At 47.7% G+C, this 19463-nt stretch carries 12 protein-coding genes; all 12 read right to left on the bottom strand.

The features are described from left to right. Positions 1 to 22: 22 nt before the first annotated feature. Positions 23 to 4918 (bottom strand): sugar-binding protein, encoded by a 4896-nt coding sequence (locus LOZ80_RS37215; protein WP_238169194.1) that lies wholly within the window; start codon positions 4916 to 4918, stop codon positions 23 to 25. Between the two features lie 552 nt (positions 4919 to 5470). Then, positions 5471 to 6637 carry an ROK family transcriptional regulator gene (locus LOZ80_RS37210; RefSeq protein WP_079414287.1) on the bottom strand — a complete coding sequence of 389 codons (1167 nt, stop codon included), beginning with the start codon at positions 6635 to 6637 and terminating at the stop codon, positions 5471 to 5473. A gap of 94 nt (positions 6638 to 6731) precedes the next feature. Next, positions 6732 to 7409 carry a copper homeostasis protein CutC gene (locus LOZ80_RS37205; RefSeq protein WP_238169193.1) on the bottom strand — a complete coding sequence of 226 codons (678 nt, stop codon included), beginning with the start codon at positions 7407 to 7409 and terminating at the stop codon, positions 6732 to 6734. 27 nt (positions 7410 to 7436) lie between these two features. Next, a complete protein-coding gene (locus tag LOZ80_RS37200; RefSeq protein WP_283214809.1) occupies positions 7437 to 8036 on the bottom strand; it encodes a carbohydrate ABC transporter permease in 600 nt (199 codons plus the stop codon). Positions 8037 to 8275: 239 nt separating this feature from the next. Next, a complete protein-coding gene (locus tag LOZ80_RS37195; protein ID WP_238169191.1) occupies positions 8276 to 9169 on the bottom strand; it encodes a carbohydrate ABC transporter permease in 894 nt (297 codons plus the stop codon). Between the two features lie 79 nt (positions 9170 to 9248). Continuing rightward, positions 9249 to 10598 carry an ABC transporter substrate-binding protein gene (locus tag LOZ80_RS37190; protein WP_238169190.1) on the bottom strand — a complete coding sequence of 450 codons (1350 nt, stop codon included), beginning with the start codon at positions 10596 to 10598 and terminating at the stop codon, positions 9249 to 9251. Between the two features lie 89 nt (positions 10599 to 10687). Then, positions 10688 to 11692 (bottom strand): asparaginase, encoded by a 1005-nt coding sequence (locus tag LOZ80_RS37185; RefSeq protein WP_238169189.1) that lies wholly within the window; start codon positions 11690 to 11692, stop codon positions 10688 to 10690. A 453-nt stretch (positions 11693 to 12145) separates the two neighbouring features. Continuing rightward, positions 12146 to 13240, bottom strand: coding sequence for a TolB family protein (locus tag LOZ80_RS37180; protein ID WP_238169188.1), 1095 nt, complete (start codon positions 13238 to 13240; stop codon positions 12146 to 12148). 23 nt (positions 13241 to 13263) lie between these two features. Next, positions 13264 to 15624: a helix-turn-helix domain-containing protein gene (locus tag LOZ80_RS37175; RefSeq protein WP_238169187.1), complete on the bottom strand. Its 2361-nt coding sequence runs from the start codon at positions 15622 to 15624 to the stop codon at positions 13264 to 13266. 39 nt (positions 15625 to 15663) lie between these two features. Next, complete coding sequence (locus LOZ80_RS37170; RefSeq protein ID WP_238169186.1) at positions 15664 to 17259, bottom strand: extracellular solute-binding protein; 1596 nt, start codon at positions 17257 to 17259, stop codon at positions 15664 to 15666. An 85-nt stretch (positions 17260 to 17344) separates the two neighbouring features. Then, entirely contained in the window at positions 17345 to 18214 is an 870-nt protein-coding gene (locus tag LOZ80_RS37165; protein WP_238169185.1) for a carbohydrate ABC transporter permease, read from the bottom strand. A 50-nt stretch (positions 18215 to 18264) separates the two neighbouring features. Beyond that, positions 18265 to 19230: an ABC transporter permease gene (locus tag LOZ80_RS37160; RefSeq protein ID WP_238169184.1), complete on the bottom strand. Its 966-nt coding sequence runs from the start codon at positions 19228 to 19230 to the stop codon at positions 18265 to 18267. Positions 19231 to 19463 lie beyond the last annotated feature (233 nt).

The raw sequence follows: 19463 nt of genomic DNA, 5'->3' as shown, positions 1-19463 counted from the left end.
GGGGGGCAGGCAATCTCAAATATCAATTATCCACTTTCACAATCATCTTCCCACTGACCGCTGCTCCCGCATAGTTAACGAGTTCAGCTTGATACTCATACGTGCCTTTCGGCTTGCCGCGGATCACCGTTGTGGCTGACTGTGCGCTTGGTGATCTATCCGTAATAGGCTGCGTATCGATGAGCACACCGTTCTCGTACAAACGATACATCGTACCGTTGGTGCCCCACCACATGTTCATGCTGATGTTGAAGCTGCCATCCCCATCCCAGTTATCATGGGAGAGAACAGGTACTGCTGGTGCAGCGTGGCTAACCGTTACCGTATGAACATCGCTTCTAGTCGTACCCGCGGCATTGATGAGCTCTGCGTAATAGCGGTATATGCCGTTATTACGATACGTAACGGACGTGACAGTTGTCTGAGCATTTGGCGAGTGCGCCGTGAGGACTTGTGTATCGATCAGTAAGTCATTCTCATAAAGCTTATACGTACTGCCGTTATTCCCCCACCACATCTGCATGGTCACCGAATAGTTACCGTCCCTGATTCCCGTATCATAGCCATTGTCATCGGATAAAACAGCCTTGCCTGGAGCAGCCGCAGCATCCGGTTTCGGCGAAGGCTTCACCGTAATGGTCCCGCTTCCCTCGCCGCGAAGGAAATACGCGGCATCATTCTGGTTGAACGCAACTTGAATGGGGTAAACCTTCTCCTGATCCGCATCCGCCTCCAATTGGATGGTGTAAGACAGCGCGGCAACTCCGTTCGCATCGGTAACGGCAGTTCCGATCGTATTCCCGTATATGGTGAAAGACACCGTTTCCCCGGCAATCGGCTGCCCGCTCTTATCCTGCAGCGTTGCCCTTAGCTGAACGATATCGCTCAGCCGCCCTTCTGCGTTGGAAGCTGCTAACACCGTGCTGCGGTACAGTTTGAAAGGAACCGTTTGCTGGACACTGTTCCCTGCCCGATCAATAGCTTCCACGAACAATGTATGGTTACCTTGCGTGGTTACTGGCGTGCCGGATATCCAGTTTTCCTCATCCAAAAGCGTGCGAACGGTTTGCAGATCGCCGTCCTCATCTTCCGCCTTCACGACCGGTATCACTTGATCCGTATAGCTTTCCCCTGCTGTTACCCCTGCAATGGTGATGACGGGAGACGTTGGCGGTTTGATCCACTGAACGGTTCTGAATTTTTTGGGATCTTTGGTTTCGCCAATGCCGGAGCCCCACTCGATATACCCTTTGCGACCCGCACCGTCGTTATCATTAACCAGCAGCGAGAAGCTGAAAGCGCCATTCGTTTCTGGTTTGATCGGCGCAAGCTCAGACCATGGAAGCGCGAGCTCATACACCGTAAGCTTCTGATCTTCATTTCTGGATACCTGCAAGGAACCGTTCGTTACAAGCTCCCTAACGCTGGTATTCGGCGATAACCAACGATAGATTTGCGGCCCCACAGGCGTCTGGGAAAGGCCGAACTCATAGGAGGCCAAATTTTCGCCAGGAATACCCGCCATGGCAGCAAACTGCAGACTATCATTTTTCCAAATCTCAGCTCCGCTTACCGTCGTGTAATGAACATCGTCTTTGATCATCGCAGTCAGATTGAAATGATCCTGATCCCAGTTCACCCAGACGCTGCCGTCCAAATCCGAAGCGCCCCTATAGTTTTGCATTTTTACCGTCCCTTGCGATAGGAGCGCAACTGGCGGAGACGCGATGACCGCAGGGTCAGCCACGCCGTCAATCTGTACCGTTCCAGGAAGGATCGGATTGAAATCCAGCTTCCCTCCATAAACGAAAGGTTGTTTTCCATCAAATTGGACGGTCACTTGCGCTTGATTGCTAACACCGTAAGTAAAGCCACTTAGCGGAATATCAAACGTCTTCGTCGTATCCGGAGGAATCACAGCGGTCAAATCTTGTGTGCCTGACAGGGTACCGAACTTCCAATCGGCTTTTCTGACGGCTAGACCCAACTGCTTGGAATTGTTCTGGATTTGTATGTGCAAGGCTTCTGCTTTCGTGGCCACATCCGTAATAACTGGAATGAGGCGTGCATGATAAGAGGGAAGCGTCTGAACCTCATGTTTAAGCCTTCCGATCAAGCTTCCGTTCACAATCAAATTTCCTGTGACATAACGAATGCCTTCCTGGTCCAACCCTTGTAGGGCGAACGGCTGAAACGTATTCTGACCGACCCCTGCGTTCAAAGAATATGTCGATCCTTCCACCGTGAAGGAAGCAGCGAGAGGCGAAGCAGATGAATTCTTCGCTTCCACGGTCAGCGCAACAGGCTCGCCAGTTACAGCCTCGTCACCCGTCACAGCGAACGTCGAATCCACCGTGATTCCATTAATTTCGCTTTGGATGTAAATAGGCTCCGCAGTTAGTGTCATATACACCTTGCCATTAAGCGGCGTGAAGGTTTCCGTATTCCCCATAATATCCATGATTTGAATAGGCGAATTCGTTTGAATTGCTGCCTGCACGGGAGTATTTGCCCAAACGGTTCTTAACTTCTGGCCGTTTTTATCAAATCGATAGCTGGTAATGCCCGTGCCGACGGTTTCCTGTTCAACGAACGTGGCGCCAAGCAATTCTCGTGTCATTGCTCCATAAGCTGCATAGGCAGGTTTCGGCGTGAACTGACCTTTGGGGTCATCCTGATGGCGTATGAGGCCGAAATTATTTTCGCCATAGTCGGCTTGCATCCCATCATTCATCAAATCATACCAGAATATTTTCTCGACACCGGCGCTCAGCGCTTGCACATAAGCACGCACCAAGTAATCCGCTTGTGTTTTTTCGACTACACCCGTGGCGCCAATATGGGTCGGCCAGCCGACTTCCGTAATCCAAAGCGGTTTGTCTTGACCTTGGTTATACGTTCGGATCAAGCTTTTGGCAGCCAGGATATCTTGCAGCATGCCATCCGGCGTTCGATTGTACGGATGGATGGAAACCGTGTCCATGTATTGAAGCCCGCCAAGCTTAAACACTTCCTCCATCCATTTGAGATCTACATTCGATGCCATTCCGACAACCGTAACATCCGGTCTGGCGGCTTTCACTGTCTCATAAGTCTTCTTCAGCAGTTTAAAATAATAGTCCGGACGTGAATCGGCGGGACCGTTCCCTCGATCACCGAACCCACCGTTAAACTCATTATAGACTTCCACCCATTCCATCTGGTTGCCATATAAGTCCAGCAAAGCCTTGCCATAATTAGCAAATCCCTGTCGGCCTTCATCCGAATAAGGTGTGCTGTCCTGATCGTAAAACGGATTGGTAAAGTCGAAGGTGATGAACGGCTTCAATCCGTCCTGCTGTGTTTTCCGCATAAAGGCATCACGGCCTGGCGGCTTCTGGTATTTCCCTTTTTCGTATTCGACGTCTACCCAAGTAATTTCGTCACGGAAATTCTTGGATCCGGCACGCTTTAACAGCGTGCTTAACTCAGGCGTCCATCCGGCGCTTGTTCTTGCAAGGTGAGTGGACACTCCGAACGGAGAGTTGTTCGCCAGAGTAGGATCATCCGCGGCTAAGCGAGCAAACGAAATTTCTGTACGTTTGATCGTTTGACCCCCTTTCTCAGCAGCAAGCGAAAGCTTATAATAACCAAGCTGCTGGATAGGAATCGTCAAATTCAATTGCCCGTCCTGCACCCCACTGCTACCTGCCAAAATTGGATGATCCAGATGGTCGTATACGCTCCAACTTACGGTATCTCCCCTTGTTGCAAGAGGAAATGCTGCTGGCTCGTTCGCCAGGAAGACATTCCCCATGCGGGACTGCTCGATGGACAAATCCGGGAAGGAACTGGTCGCAACGACATTGTCGAAGCGGATATCCCCGCTTGTTTTCCCGCCTACCAGACCAGACTTCTCCACCAAGAGCCCGATTGCCTGGGCGGGACCATGCCATACCCCGTCGTTTGCCCCGTTGTAATGCAAATAGCTTGTGCCGGCATTAAAGGTCCACACTTCGATTTTCTGCCAATCCCCGGTAGGTGCCAAGGCGATTTTCTGCTGATGCACCTGCCCGGTTGAATCCTTCATCAGAAGCAGGACCACAGCATAATCGGCCGTTTTGACCCAAAATGCCAGCTTCTTCATATCCATAGGCGTAGTAAAGCTTCGTCCGAGCGAAACATTCAGCCCGCTGGCGCTGAAATTCCCGCTCAGCTTGCCTGAGTAAGCCCCCGACTTAACTTCGGCCGTATCCCGAATATATTCACCCTTGGCTCCGCCTTGCGAGGCAATCGTCCATATGTCGAAGCCCTTCTCGAAGGTGCCGATTGCGTTCTCCCATACGTTCTCCTGAGGCGGCGCCGTTACCGATACATCGTCGACCCAAGCGTCTCCGCTCGTTTTGCCGCCGATCAAGTTGGACTTCTCCAGCAAAAAGGAGATTCCGCCAGCAGGACCATGCCACTTGCCGTCATTGGCGCCGCCGAAATGCAGATAGTTCGTGCCGATATTGAAGGTGCTGATCTCGATCTTCTGCCAATTGGCATTCGCCAGTGCGATCTTCCGCTGATGCACCTGTCCGGTCGAATCAACCACGCGCAGCGTAAGGGCAGAGGCGTCGGCCGACTTAACCCAAAATTCCAGCTTCTGCATATCCAGGGGCAGAAATTTTTTACCGATGGCCACATATTTGCCGCCCGCACTGAAATCACCGTGCAGCTTCCCTGCGAAGGTCCCGGATCTCGGTGCCGACGCATCCCGCTCATACGCGCCTTGAGCTCCCGGAAACTCGGATCCCAGACCGAAATTCCAAACCTCTTCCTCACTTTCAAAATTGCCGATCGCTGTATGTTGTAACGCGTCTGCCGCATAAACGGTCGTGTTGTCTAATGATTGTAGTCCAAACAGAGGTGAGGTAAACATTAACGAAATCAGCATAAGGCTTAACATCCATTTTTTTATCACTAGTAAATTCACTTCCTCTCCTTATTGAATACGTTTTCATTTCAAACCAACACTGGCAGCCTATCGCGATTCGGCATGAACCTACCATAACAACCGCCTGTTTATATGGAAAGTCTCACTTTTTGCGGCCCTCTGCTTCTTTTGCTTAGAGGACTACACATTTTTTGCGCCGATATTCTTTGCATGATAAAGCTAAAGAAAAACGGCTTCGCCGCCCTGAGAGATCAGCCTCTAAGTAGCGCCAAAACCTGTTAAGGGAACTAGAGGACGCTATTTAGGCAAATAGCAGGGATGCTATGGTATTAGCGGAACTACAGGGTCTTATTTCCACGAAAAACGCTGAATTTGCCTTGAAACAGCAAAATAGCGGACTAGAGTTCCCTCACCCCCGCGATTTGGATACTTTTGGCTAGAATAGCGGACTGTAGTTCCCTCTGTTCGCACAAGGCTGCTGGAGTCACTCCGCGCTCACTCCAAAATATTAAAAAAATCCGAACCGCCAGCAAATCGGCAGCTCGGATTTTATCAAGATTTATCTACGTAGTTATTCATCACTAACATCGCTGCGCCTACAACGATCGATTTGCTTTTCAATTCGGAAGTCAGAATTTTAAAGGTGTCGCGAAACGGTTCCCAGACCACCTGCCCGCACTGTTCTTCGATCAAAGGCACAATCTCGCTATAATTTTCCACCAAATCGCCGCACAAAATGACGGCATCGGGATTGTACATGCAGACGATATTGTTAATCGTTATGCCAATGTAAAGCGAAGTTCTGGAAATAATGTCCTGAGCCCAGTTCTCTTCGTTTTGTGCCGCTGCAAACAACTGCTGCATATCAGCAGTCTCCTTGATTCGGTTGGCTTCATGCAGAATTGCCGACTCGTCGATATACGTTTGCAGACAGCCTCTTTTGCCGCATTCGCACATGTTGCCATTCGGATCCAGCGTTGTATGCCCTAACTCCCCGGCACTGTTTGAGCCCCCGCGAAAAATGTCGCCATCGATGATCAAAGAGGAACCGACTCCAGTGCCCAACTCAATCAATGCCGTCTTTCTCGAACCTTGCGCGGAGCCTAGTAAATACTCAGCAAGAATCTTCACTTTCAAGTCATTGTCAATGACCGTAAGAATATGCAGCTTGTCCTGGATGAACTGGGCGAAAGGGATATTTCTCCAACCCAATGTCGAGGAATATTGGACGATTCCCCGATCATGGTCGATCACACCAGGCACGCCGATGCCGATGCCGATGATTCTCGACTTATCGAGTTTTTTATTCGCAATAATCACGTTAATCGTTTCGGAGATTAAAGCAGCCGTAGCTTCAGGGGTTGCCTTCAAAGCGGTATGCTCAACCCGCTCTTCATGGAGCAGCTTGCCGCTGAATTCCATGACGCCGAACTTAATCACCTTTTTGCCAATGTCCACCCCAAAGGTAAATACCGCTTGAGGATCTATATCCAGCATAATAGCCTTGCGCCCAACCCCAACCGAGGTTAACGCGGTTTCCCTCACCAAGCCTTGCTCACATAGTTCGCCTACAATGCGCCCTACGGATGTAGGGCTCAACTTCGTGATTTTGGTGATTTCCGCCCGGGAAATAGGCCGACGCTTTTTAATAATTTCCAATATCATCTGCTTATTGTGCAGCCTGATAACATCTTGGTCATGCTTCTCAATTTTTTTCATTGACTTGGATTCCTCTTCTTTATTCCACCCATGTTAATAAGTTTAATGTTAACAATCCTGTACACCGCAGTCAACCAGCAGCATCACGATCTCTTCAAATATTTTTTATACTCTTAATTTGTTCCGTATCAATCTCATGCAGCGGATTATTATTCATCCGTACCCCTCTGCCGAAATGAATCTCTTTAACACCTGTCGCTTGAAGGAAAGCGGGAATTGCACTTACTGTCAATCCACTCCCGGCCAAAATACGCAGGTGAGAATGGTCCGTTTGCTTAACAAGCTGTCTGATTTCCTCTTGCGCATCAAGCACATTTGGCTTACCTCCAGAGGTGAGCACACGGTCAATTTGGCTATAAGCTAGAAGTTCCTCTAGAGCCTTCTCTAGATTGCTTGCTTCGTCAAATGCCCGATGAAAAGTTACGGATAACCCTTCAGCCTCATCCAACAATCGGCGCAGCGCCTCATGATCGATCCCACGCTCTGAGGTTAGCGTCCCAAGTACAATGCCATGGGCGCCAATCCGTTTCACTGTTTGTATATCTTTGATCATCACGCTCAGATCTCGCTGGTCATAACAAAAAGATTGGCTATGCGGGCGAATCATCACTTGAACAGGTATAGTCGTGCTGTGCACAACCTCGTCAATTAAGCCGCAGCTAGGCGTTAACCCACCCTCTAGAATGCCAGTTATTAGTTCAATACGATCTGCACCGCTCTGTTCGGCCAACACAGCATCCCTCACTGTAGTTGCAATAACTTCCAACAGCATAATTCTCACTCCTCCCAATTGAAATTGTTATCCTTTGACTGCACCCTCAGTAAGACCTGATACGATGTATTTTTGGGCAAAAGCGAACATAATCACAACCGGAATCAAAGATAAAATACCCGCTGCGCTCATTTGCCCCCAGTTAATATCAAATTTCTGCACAAAACTGCTTAGTCCTACAGGGACTGTTTTGGTGCTTTCGCTATTCGTAAACATAACCCCGAAAAACAAATCATTCCATGCGCCCGTAAATGCGAATACAAGTGTAGCAACAATTCCCGGCCGCATAATGGGCAGAATAATTCGGATCATCGTTTGAAACTTGTTGCACCCGTCAATAAGAGCTGCTTCCTCGAGGGATACAGGAATTCTCTGAAAGAAACTGGACATCGTCAGTAAACAAAATGGAATGTTCATGGCCGTATAAGTAATAATCAACGAAGGCAGCTTATTTAACAAGTGCAGCTGGCTGAATGTAATGAAAAGCGGAACTAGAATGACCATTACAGGAATCATTTGAGTAGCCAAAAAAGAAATAAGAAATACCTTTTTGCCTCGAAATGAATATCTAGCCATACTATAACCGCCTAGAATAGATACAAACAATACCAGGATTGAACTGCTCATACTAACGATAAAACTGTTCATAAAATAGTTTGGAAAGCTGGAATTCTGAAAAGTATCCACATAGTTCGAAAAAGTTAAATTTTGCGGCCACAGCGTTAGTTTGCCGCTATAAATTTCCTGTCTGTCCTTGAGAGAAGTGACCAACATCCAATAAAACGGAAACAAAGCACCAATTAGAAACAATGTTAACGCAAAAACTCGAGAAACTGTCGGTGTTGCATTACGAACATAGGAGACCATTAGAAATCACCTGCATCATCATATTTAGTCGCTTTCAAGAAAATTAACGTATAAAGAATAAGAATCGCCAACATCATAATTCCCAAAGCGGAGGCTTGCCCGTAGTCAGTCGTATAGAAGATTTTATTAAATATATAGGAAGGCAAGTTATGAGAAGTATTCGCTGGCCCCCCGTTAGTCATGATGTAGATCAAATCGGCGGAATTGAATACCCAAATCACTCGGAGGAGCAAGGTAATAATAATCGTCGGTTTGATATAAGGAATCGTAACTCGAAATAGTTTGGTCATTCGGCCTGCCCCATCGATATCAGCAGATTCATAGATATCTTTAGGTACGTTTTGTAGAGCAGCAAGTATCATAATTCCGAAAAAAGGCACTCCATACCATACCATTGCAGCGATGACTGGGAAAATAGAGACATGTGGAATAGCCAAAAAGGGGATGCCTTTTTCCAGAATTCCGAATTTCACCAATAAGTAGTTAATAAGCCCATTCTGTTCATTAAACAACCACTTGAAAATCATCCCGATTAAAAAAGCAGACACAGCCCAAGGCAGAAAGACAATAGATTGGTAGATGTTTTTCCCTTTAAACTGTTTATTTAGCGCTAGTGCCAAAATGAATCCAAGAACGAATTGCAAACCTACCGTTAGGACGACCCAAAGTACGGAATTCCCTAATATTTGAGGGAGATTCTTGTCTTCCAGCAATGATCTGAAATTTTCAAAGCCTGAAAAGTGAATATTGCCCGGCTCAAATAAGACATAATGCATAAAAGCCAGCTTGAGTCCTGATAGTAACGGATAAGCAAAAAAAGCTAGTATAATCAAAACAGCAGGAGCGATTAATAAATAGGGCTCAAATGATTTCCATCGAATTGCTTTTAGCATGCTTTCTCTCCCCGCCTTCTCAATACTTCAGAATAGACAACCGAGGATTCTTCCGCATCCCCGGTTGCCTGTATTCCTTCTAAGGATTTTCCTTCATATAAGCTTGCTGTTCTTTCGTTAGGAAATCCGCAAGATGCTTAACGGTATCCTCGAGCGATTGAGCTTTTGTCAAATATTTCTGCGTTTCTTCCACGGCGAACGTTCCCGTGAATTGACCGAGCTTCGTCAAATGGCTTGGCGGGCCTGCGAACACAATGTTGGAATCCGCCATAGAACCTGCGTACCCTGCAATAGGACCTTTGTTGAAGAACGGATCCTTCAGATTATCTTTGTAAATCGGAATCGTCGAATTTTTGATACTGTACTCCAGATTGTTCTCGGGAGAACTTAAGAATTCGATTAGCTTCCAAGAAGCGTCTTTATTTTGCGATTTGGAGGACATGGCATACGCCGCTGTGTAGCCCCAGAAAATATAACGTTTGCCGTCATCTGCTTTGGGCATTGGAACTACATTCCAAGTGCCTTCTTTCATATTTTTCTGAGCTGTAGTAATAACCTCTGGCGTTTGATTTAAAATAGCGGTTTGACCGTTCAAGAACCCTTGCACCATCTCATTGAAGCCCCAGTTAACAGACTCTTTGGGCGCATTTCCGTTTAAGTAAACATCATAGAACTTCTTAAACGCCGCAGCGCCTTCAGGTTTATACAGAATCGATTTGCCATCCTTATCAAACCAACTGTCAGAATGGACTGCCGCCATCACATATTCCATTGCACGAATAACGCCATTGGCGCCTCCCCTGAAGGAAATACCGTATCTGTTTTTCGCCGAATCTGTGAATTTTTGCGCTAAATTAAAATAATCATCCCATGTCGCGATAGTCTCAGGCATATTCAGTTCTTTGAACCAATCGCTTCTTATAAATAAGCCCTGCAGCAAGAATCCATCCGGAATCGCGTAGACCTTGCCTTTGAATTTGTTTCTCGCTTGCTTCGTTGCTTCCGTCAAATTATTTAATTGATCCCACTTGTCATAGAAGGGCTGCAGGTTCTCGATATAACCAGCTGAAGCCATCGCTACCAAAGAAGTATCATCAATACTCAATACGTCAGGAAGAATGCCAGCAGCACCCATCGTCATCCATTTCTTGTTCGCATCATCCCAAGGAACAGACGTATATTCAACTTCGATATTCGGGTTTTTCTCTTGGAATTTCTTCAAAAGTCCCTGCATAAGCGCTGTTCTTTCCTGGCTTGGAAGCGGATCAAGGTACGAGATTTTCGCTTTCTTGCCTGTCGTTTCTTTGGCGCCTGCGGCTCCAGTGGCTTTGGCCGCTTCATTCTGCCCGCTGTTCGTAGAGCAGCCTGCTAATGCAAAAGTAAGTACAAGACTGGTACATAAGGCTAGAATCGTAGCTTTTTTCTTCATTTTATAACCCCTCCTATAATTTAATCTATGTTATAAAATCCTGCTGAAGATAATTCTTCAACATCATTTAGTAACTAAGCCCTAGGTTTCTATCTCGTTTCTAAAGTAAACACAGCTTTGTTCGTTCCGATAATTTTCTGATTGTCGTTAATCATGTCCGTTGGCGTAAGTTGATACATTCGCTCAATCGTCTCTTGGTTGCTATAACCAATCTGCTCAAGGATAGATGCCGTAATAATAGGCCATTCATCCTCAGAACCATCCATTACTTTGAGCGCGAAACCTAGCTTTTCTTTTTTCAAGCCAAAACAGTATACGCCTTTAGCTCCACCCTTAGCGACAATATTGGGATCCATAAGTAAACTGGAGCAAATACGCTCTGAACCGGCAATCATCTCATAATGCTCGTTCATCAAAGCAGTTATTCGGATGACGGCGGATCGAATCTCACTATTTTCAATCACCTCTGGACACGCCAGCTTCATAAAGGCAGTCGCCAAATGCTTAAGAGGAATAGCGAATACTGGGAAACCGCAACCATCCGTACCAATGTGTATCTGATCTCGAGGACATTCTGATAAGTAAGCAAGCGTGTCTACGATCTCGATTTGAGCAGGATGTTCAGGTTCAAAGTAGCCTTCCGTCTTATATCCCATTGTTTTGCACAAAGCGAGGATGCCAAGATGTTTGCCAGAACAATTATGATAAATTGAACGTTTGGGCTTCTGCGCCCTAAGCATGGCTTCCGAGGCAGATACGCTTAAGGGGTACGTGGGATGACAGACAAGCGCTTCTTCTCCCACCCCAATTTTGGCAAGCATGGATTCCAAAGCTTCAACATGGAAGGTCTCCGCACGATGGGAACCGATCATAATAGCCGTTTCTTTATCAGAAAGCCCGAACTTTCTATCCGCGCCGTGTCTAATGACAGGAATTGCTTGAAACGGTTTGCCGGATGACCTTAAATAAGTCAATGATTCTACATCCCCAACTGTGTACTTAACAGCACCCGAGATGGAGACTCCGCATATATGCCCGCTATGCACGCATTCCAATGCACCTCCACGATATTCTTCAACTAATGTTTTATCCATTCGTCTTCCCCTCTTTTGCGTTTAATTTCTTGGTCTAATGTTGTTGCGGGGTAATTGTTCCATACATGTTATTAATTATCGATAAAATTTAATAAAAAAAGCATAATACCTGAATAAATAATAAAAATAGCATGTTTTTCCTTTTATTTATTCCAGTGATGTTAATAATTAAATATTAACAACTCCCCTGCCTATTGTCAAACGTTTTTTCATTATTTTGTTAAGTAAACTAACAGGTAGCGCTTTCTCTTTTAAGTACAAGCCATTTAAAGACAAATGTAAAATTAACTCATGTTAACTAAGTTGACTTGACCATTAAACAAGAGCAGCAAATTAACACAGACCGATACAGCGTCCAGTCGGACAGCTTAAAATAAGTTAATTTCGAATATTCACCTACAAAAAATAAACCACCCGGAGTGAATCAGGTGGTTTAAACTAATTTTATAGGGTCTACTTTAGATTGCTTATGTCTATAATGCCGACATGAAGCACATCCTGCGCATCCGAAAATGTGAAGGCAATCTTCCGGCTGTCCGGGCTAAAGGACGGATGCGGGTGCCCTGGATGCATCCCACGGCATGGCAGCTCGCATAACAGGGTGGATTGTTTCGTAGCCGTGTTAATCAGCACGATTTTGGAAATGCCTGGCTCCTGTGTATCCGCGGCCGCATGCTTGCCGTCAGGACTGATGCCAACATGCCAATACCGATAATCTCCGTTAATGAACTCGCTATGCTCGCCCTGCCGATCTACGAAATACACGCCTGTCGGTTGATCCGGACTATGCGGATATTTCACGAAATACAGCCCGCTCCCGTCGAACGCCCACATTTCGTGGCCGACATACTCGACAGGCAGTCCGCTTTCTGCTCTTTTTTGCAAAAAGAGATTGCGCATGTCTCCAGTACGCGTATCAACCACCCAGAGCCGATCCGGAATCTGCTCCGTTGCGCCCTCATGCGAGAAGAACACTTGCTGCGCATCGACCGGATTGATCATGGCATGATTCGCCACCGGATGAGGCTCTTCAAACCGCGGACGAGCTGCTTCGCGCACCTCACCGCTGACCGAATTCACCGTGCCGATTACCCAATCGGCTTCCTGAGAATCAGCACCCTCGGACGGATGAAGCGCCTCCTTCCAATACACGCCTAGCATCTTGCCGTCATTCGTTATCGACAAGGGCCCAAAGAACGTACAGTGCTCTTCCAGCTTGCAAATCGTACGCCGCTGCCCGCTCCATGCATCAATTGCATATAGTTCATTTTTGTCCAACAAATATAAAATATCATCGCTCGAAACGGCCCCGCTTCCCCAAATCCGGCCTTCCTCCAGCACCTGCCTGTGACCCGTTTCCGTATCGAAACGCACGATATTGCCTTTCCACGTCTCCCGGTCCATGTCCGTATACGCAATGAGATGCCGGCTGTTCGACAACCAGGACATCGCCGTAAAATAAAGATGCCCTGTATCGCCTGCTTCTGAGCCTAGTGCGAGGATCGGCAGCCCTGTGATTGTATCTGTAAATGATGTTTGCTTTAGCATCGCCCGTACCTCCTGTTGCCTTATTATTTGGTGGAATCGGCTGTTTTAACAGCGCCCTCTGCTCCTCTGAGCAGCGCTTGCTCCCGTTCCCGATATTCGCCTGGCGTAAACCCCGTGCTTTTCTTGAAAATTCGCACGAAGCTGTTGACGTTGGTGTAGCCGACCGCTCCGGAAACATCGCGGATCAGCATCTCGGTGTCTGCGAGCAATTCCTTCGCTTTCCTCATGCGAATATCCATCAAATAATCAATGAAATTTCTTTCCGTATGCTCCTTGAAAATTCGGCTCACATGCGATGCGCTCAGTTTGAACTCGCTTGCCAAATAATTTAATGACAGATCACTGTGCATATAGTGGATATCGATAAAAGCGGTGATCCGCTCAACAACATCGTTTCGCTCTCGATTGCTGCGTCTTTCCTCAATCTGCATTGCATATCGAGCAAGCTGCTCGATGACGTAATCCGACAATTCATGGATGCTTTCGTATTGGCTCAGCAGATCGAATAGCCGATGTGAAGGCGCCTCTTCGAGCAGCGCCGGATCGATCTCGCCTACAACTTTGGCCGCCTTCATCATGAAATGTACAACCAGTTGCCGTATCATATCAGGCGCAGCCCCACTGCCAGCCATCTCACCGAACCAGCGCTCCGTCTGCTTCGTCATTTTCTCGCTGTCTGTCAAGCGCAGCGAGTCAACAATCCCATCCGTCAGGCCAAGCAGCCGCATGAACTCTCCGCTTGCCGGCTCGCGAATATCTTCGCTGGAAATAATCGCATTGCCTCCGAGAATCATCTTGTAGGACAGCGCCGATATTGCGTCATGATAAGACTGCTGAAGCATGCCAATCTCTTGCATCATACGGCCGAGCCCAAGCGAAATCGTCTGTTTGAACTTTTCCTCCACGTAGCTCTTAATCAACTCAGCTACCGCCAGCGTCCGCAGTAAGTTAGCTTCCCCGTCCGCTTCGTCAAAACTGATGACAATAACGACCATGCCATCCCGCGCTTCAATGGCAACCCCTCGATACTCGGTATTGATCATCTCCTCCGCCACATTGCAGAGCGCATAGCTATACAGTTGCAGATCCTGCGGAGTTGCAATCACCGATTTACGGTCAAACTCCGCAACCATAACGATAAACTGCAGCGCATGTAGAGGATATCCGATCGCTTCAAGATTGGGAAGTAGCTCTGCCGGATTTTGACGTGCGCCGATCAAGGCATCCATCACAAGCCGCCATTTGATAACCGGCTGCGTTTCCCGCATTTGTTTATACAGTCGATTGCTGTCTGCCAAGATATACGATAAGGATACTTCAATTCCGCTGAACTCATCCTCTGCCGAATACTCATCTTGTCTTTCATAGCGGCCATACGCCTGCAACTGCTTCGTCACATTCGTAAGAACCCGGTTCACCGGCCGGAACATCCAGCTGTTGAGCACCACCGACATACCTCCGGCTAGAAGCAATAAGAGGATAGAAATACCAAACAATGTGTTTCGCACCTGTACCAGCGGCTTGCTAAGCTCAGCATCGGATACCACACTAATAATTTCCCAACCCGTATAGGGACTTTTCATATAGAAGACCGTTCGGTTAAACCCATTAACTTTGGTACGGAACGTCCCTTCATCCCGCATCTTCATTTCTTTTGACCAGAGAAACTCGCTTGCCTTCGCGCCAATCATAGATTTATCACCATGACTGAGAATCGTCCCCTCCGCATCTGCCAGGAACAAGTAGCCAAATGAAGGATCTATCGCATTTCCAATTAAATTGTAAATCGATCGCTCATCCACATTGAAAGCCACAGCACCTTTGCGGTATCCATCCCCATGTGTAAGCGGATAGGAGCGAATCAACGTCATCACATTTTGCCGAATGTTGCCTGCCTCATCCAGCGAAAGCTTACGTGTACCAACCCACTGATAAAAGCCTTTATAGCGCTCGAACGCGTTAATCCATTGATAATCAAGACCAGGCTCCGCCGTTTGAAATGGGTTCGTCTGCGACCAACGCTTTTTGGCATAGGAATACAGATCGATTGAAAAAATGGTGTCATTGCTCAGCAGCATATCCCCAATTCGCGTATTGATATTAATCGTATCCTGCTGATCGGCAGCATCATCCTCCATGAACATCCTCATATCACGGCTGCGTAGAAATTGCATCGCTTCAGCGTCAACGGCCTTCAGCACCAGCAGCAGCTTACTGTTTACCTCGTGGAGCAACGACATGTTCGTTTGCTCGACTTCTGCCTCCAGATGGTCGGTCGTGATGAAATAGGACAGGCCTGCTGTCGAAACAATACATAGGCTCAAAAAAAGCAAAATAATCGACAGCGCGCGCTTCGAACGGCTTCTCTTTTGTCGCCAAAACATGCCTTTGCCCCCCCGAGTTCTTACTAAATCAACATCCTGTTATTTGAAATTCGCTTTATTTTTCTCGTACCATTCTTGCGCGATTTGATCGGCTTTGTCGCCGCCAGCACTCTTGTACTCCTTACGGATCATTTCCAGCGCTTGCTCTGGCGTAATATCGCCTTTGACAATCGCTCGCGTGCGGATCTCGATCAGCTTAGGCTCGATGCTCGCAAACACGTTGCTGATTTCCGGAGAATTCGGAGAGTAGGGAATATCCCGACGGAACGGTACGCTAAGTGATGTCTTCATCGCTTCGGCGTTCAACTTCGCCCAGCGCTGCGAAAGCGGATCCTGTGGGGCTTTCACCATCAAATCTTCTAGTTTGAACGTCTTCGCATCGTTTCTTAAGATCGCATATTCACCTGCATATGCAACTTCCTTCTTAAATTTGTCCGCATCAATCACTTGTGGAACGCCATTCACTAATCTGAAATGCGTGTTTTCAATGCCGTTTGCCAGTGTGTACCAGCCTTTATCCAGCAACCAGTCGAGATATTGGATCGCAGCCTTTGGATTTTTCATGTTTTTATTGAACGCTACATAAATATTGGCCGGTGTTTCTTGGTAAGAGCCGAACTTCCCGTACTGCGTTGAGAAGGCTGCTAATGGCACCGGATTCGCATCTGGGAAATTCTTCATGAGATCTTTCATATAGGTATCAATGCCATTGCCAACGGTACCGATCAGGATGCCTGATTTGCCTTGCGCCCAGTCGGCCATCATCTTCTGGCTATTTTTATCCGTCAAATATTCCTTATCAATGTACACGTTCTCATACAGCTTGCGTTCGAAGTTAATAGCGCCGACATTGCGGTCAACGACCCTCGAATTAACCATTTTACCGCCATCAAGGTACCATTGCGTGCTATGTGTCGCATATAGGCCAGTGATCACGTTTGGCCAAACAAACATCGAAACGACAGGCGCGTTCGTATTTCCGGACAACCCTTTCTCCTTAAAGGCTTTGGTTACGGCGAAGAACTCTTCTTCGGTCGTCGGTGCCTTCATGCCAACCTTATCCAGCCAATCCTGCCGAATCCACATGCCGCCGTTAGCCAAGCCGTTCAATGGCCGCTTGGTCGTGATCCCGTATATTTTGCCATCGAAGGTCATAAGCGGCTTCAATTCTGGATTGTCGTTGATATAATTCTTAATCACCGTGCTGTACTGATTGATGTAATCATCGATCGGTTGCACGACGCCTTGCGAAACCAGCGTGCCGATATAGTTGCGGTCATATTCCCAAATCAAATCCGGCGCTTCGCCAGAAGCAATCAGCGTATTCAGCTTATCCTGCGCCTGATTGCGGGGAACCGGTACATATTTAACCTGAACACCAGATTGCTCCTGAATCCATTTGGTCCAGCGGTTCTGCTCATAGGAGCCTTCCTCGGCGGCCACGGCACCTCGGTCATACATGGAAACGCTAACAGCCTTCGGCAGCTTATCGTACTTGTCTTCCACCTTGCCTGCTGCGGATGGAGCCGGACTACCGCTCGCACCTTCTTCGGATTTTGCGCAGCCAGCTAAAGCCGCACCCAACGTCATTGCCAAAATCGTTGAACCCAACACCCATCGTTTTGTTCTCTTCATACGATGACCTCCCGTTTGAATAAATTATATCACAAGGCGCTTAGCGCCATTATGAACCGTTGACCAAACCTGTTTGCCCATCAAGCTAGCCTTTGACGGAACCCATCAATACGCCTTTGACGAAATATTTTTGCAGAAACGGATAAATGATCAGAATCGGCAGCGAAGCCAGCATCGCTGCTCCCGCACGCACGCCTTCCGGCGGCAGCGCATTGTTCGCGTTCGTCGAGTCTCCAATTAACAGTGCGGGATCGAGGTTGTCGATCATCTGGTAGAGCTTCACCATGAGCGACATTTGGGTTGAACTTTTAATGAAGATGAGCACGTTGTAATACGCATTCCACCATCCAACCGCGTAGAAAAGCGTCAATGCTGCGAGCACCGGAAGGGCCAGCGGAAGGACGATACGCACAAGCACAACCCAGTCCTTCGCCCCATCGATAGCGGCCGACTCCTCAAGCTCGCTCGGCAGACCTTCGAAGAACGTCTTGAGGACGAAGAAATTGTATGTGCTGAGAAGGCCAGACAACCACAGCGACCAATATGTATTCATCAGTCCCAAGTTTTTGATGAGTAGAAACTGTGGTATTAGCCCTCCTGTGAACAGCATGGTGAAAATAATCATGCCCAGAACAAGACCCCGTCCGCGCAAATCCAGTTTCGATAGCGGATAAGCCGCCATGATCGTAACCAGCATGTTCAGCGAGGTGCCGACAACGGTCATCACGACCGTGTTTTTCATCGCGATGAAGAGCTGACCGTCATCGATCAAATTGCGATAAGCATCCCATGTAAACTGCCGTGGCCATATCGAAACGCTGCCGGCACGTATGGCTTCGCCTGAGCTGAGTGAAACCGCCAGCACATTCAGAAACGGGAACAGCGTCGAGAACGTGCATAATCCCAAGATGAAATAAAGTAGTAAGCGGGGCACGCGCTCCTTCCAAACGACCATTCGCAGCCCCTCCTTTCGGTGATTGAATTTGCTGCCTTCTGCACCCTTCGCTACCATAAAGCACGCTCTCCCATTGCCCTGATGATGCGATTCACCGAAAGCACGAGGATCAAACCTACAAGGGATTGAACCAATCCAATCGCCGTCGTGTAGCTGTATTGCAGATTGACGAGCCCGAGCCTATATATGTACGTGCTCATCACGTCAGAAACGCTTGTTACCATTGGATTGGTAAGTACCCAGACGTGCTCGAAGCCTACGTCGAACATGCGGCCCATTTGGAGAACAAGCATGAGTGCTATCGTGCTGCGAATGCCAGGAAGCGTCACATGCCAGATTTGCCGTAATTTGCCGCCGCCGTCTATACGTGCTGCTTCGTACAGATGGGGATCAATGCTGGACATGGCTGCCAAATACAGAATCGTGCTGAAGCCGGCGTCCCGCCATATTCCGGAGAACACATAGACGAAGGGCCACCAGAAGGTATTCCCCATGAAATAGATCGGATCAAGTCCGAATGCCTGGAGCACATAATTGATGAAACCGCTGCCTGGGGAAAGCAGACCGATGACGATCGTACCGAGAATAATCCACGATAAAAAATGCGGCAAATAGAGAAGGTTCTGCACGACTCGCTTATACCATTCAACCCGTACTTCGTTCAGCATAATCGCGAGTGCTATCGGGACGGGGAAACCAAAAATCAGCCCGTATAGATTTAATAAAAGCGTGTTGCGAACGATCTTAAACAGATCGCTGCTGTGGAGCAATCGATTGAAATGCTCCAGCCCTACCCATTTACTCCCCCAAATGCCGTCGCCGAGCCGAAAGTCCTTGAAAGCAATGATTTCTCCATATAGGGGGAAATACTTAAATACAAGGAAGTAAGCAATGACTGGAAGAAGCAGCATGTAGAGAAACGGCCTGCGCTTCAGATCCTTCCATAACGATCTTCGTGAAGCCATCTGTTTGGCGCTTCCGGGGCTTCTGGTATGCACTGCTGGTTGTGCGAGCATACTTCGTTCACCTCCCTTTCTGTTGTCAGCCTTGTTGTCACTGGGCTTAATCCCAACTTAACAAGCATCCTCCTAATTGGAAATCATCTCTTCTTGCTGCTTTCCCCATCCCTTGCTCGTGGGACTATCCCTTTTTTGCGCGGATATTCTTTTCATGATAAAAACCCGGGTGCAGGGCACCCGGGTTGGAGGTAAACGATTCAAATTGTTATTCATCTTGGCTAGCTGTTCGC

The sequence above is a fragment of the Paenibacillus sp. HWE-109 genome, from assembly GCF_022163125.1.
In the GTDB taxonomy this organism is placed as follows: Bacteria; Bacillota; Bacilli; order Paenibacillales; family NBRC-103111; genus Paenibacillus_E.
This window is presented reverse-complemented; position numbering and strand designations above follow the sequence as displayed.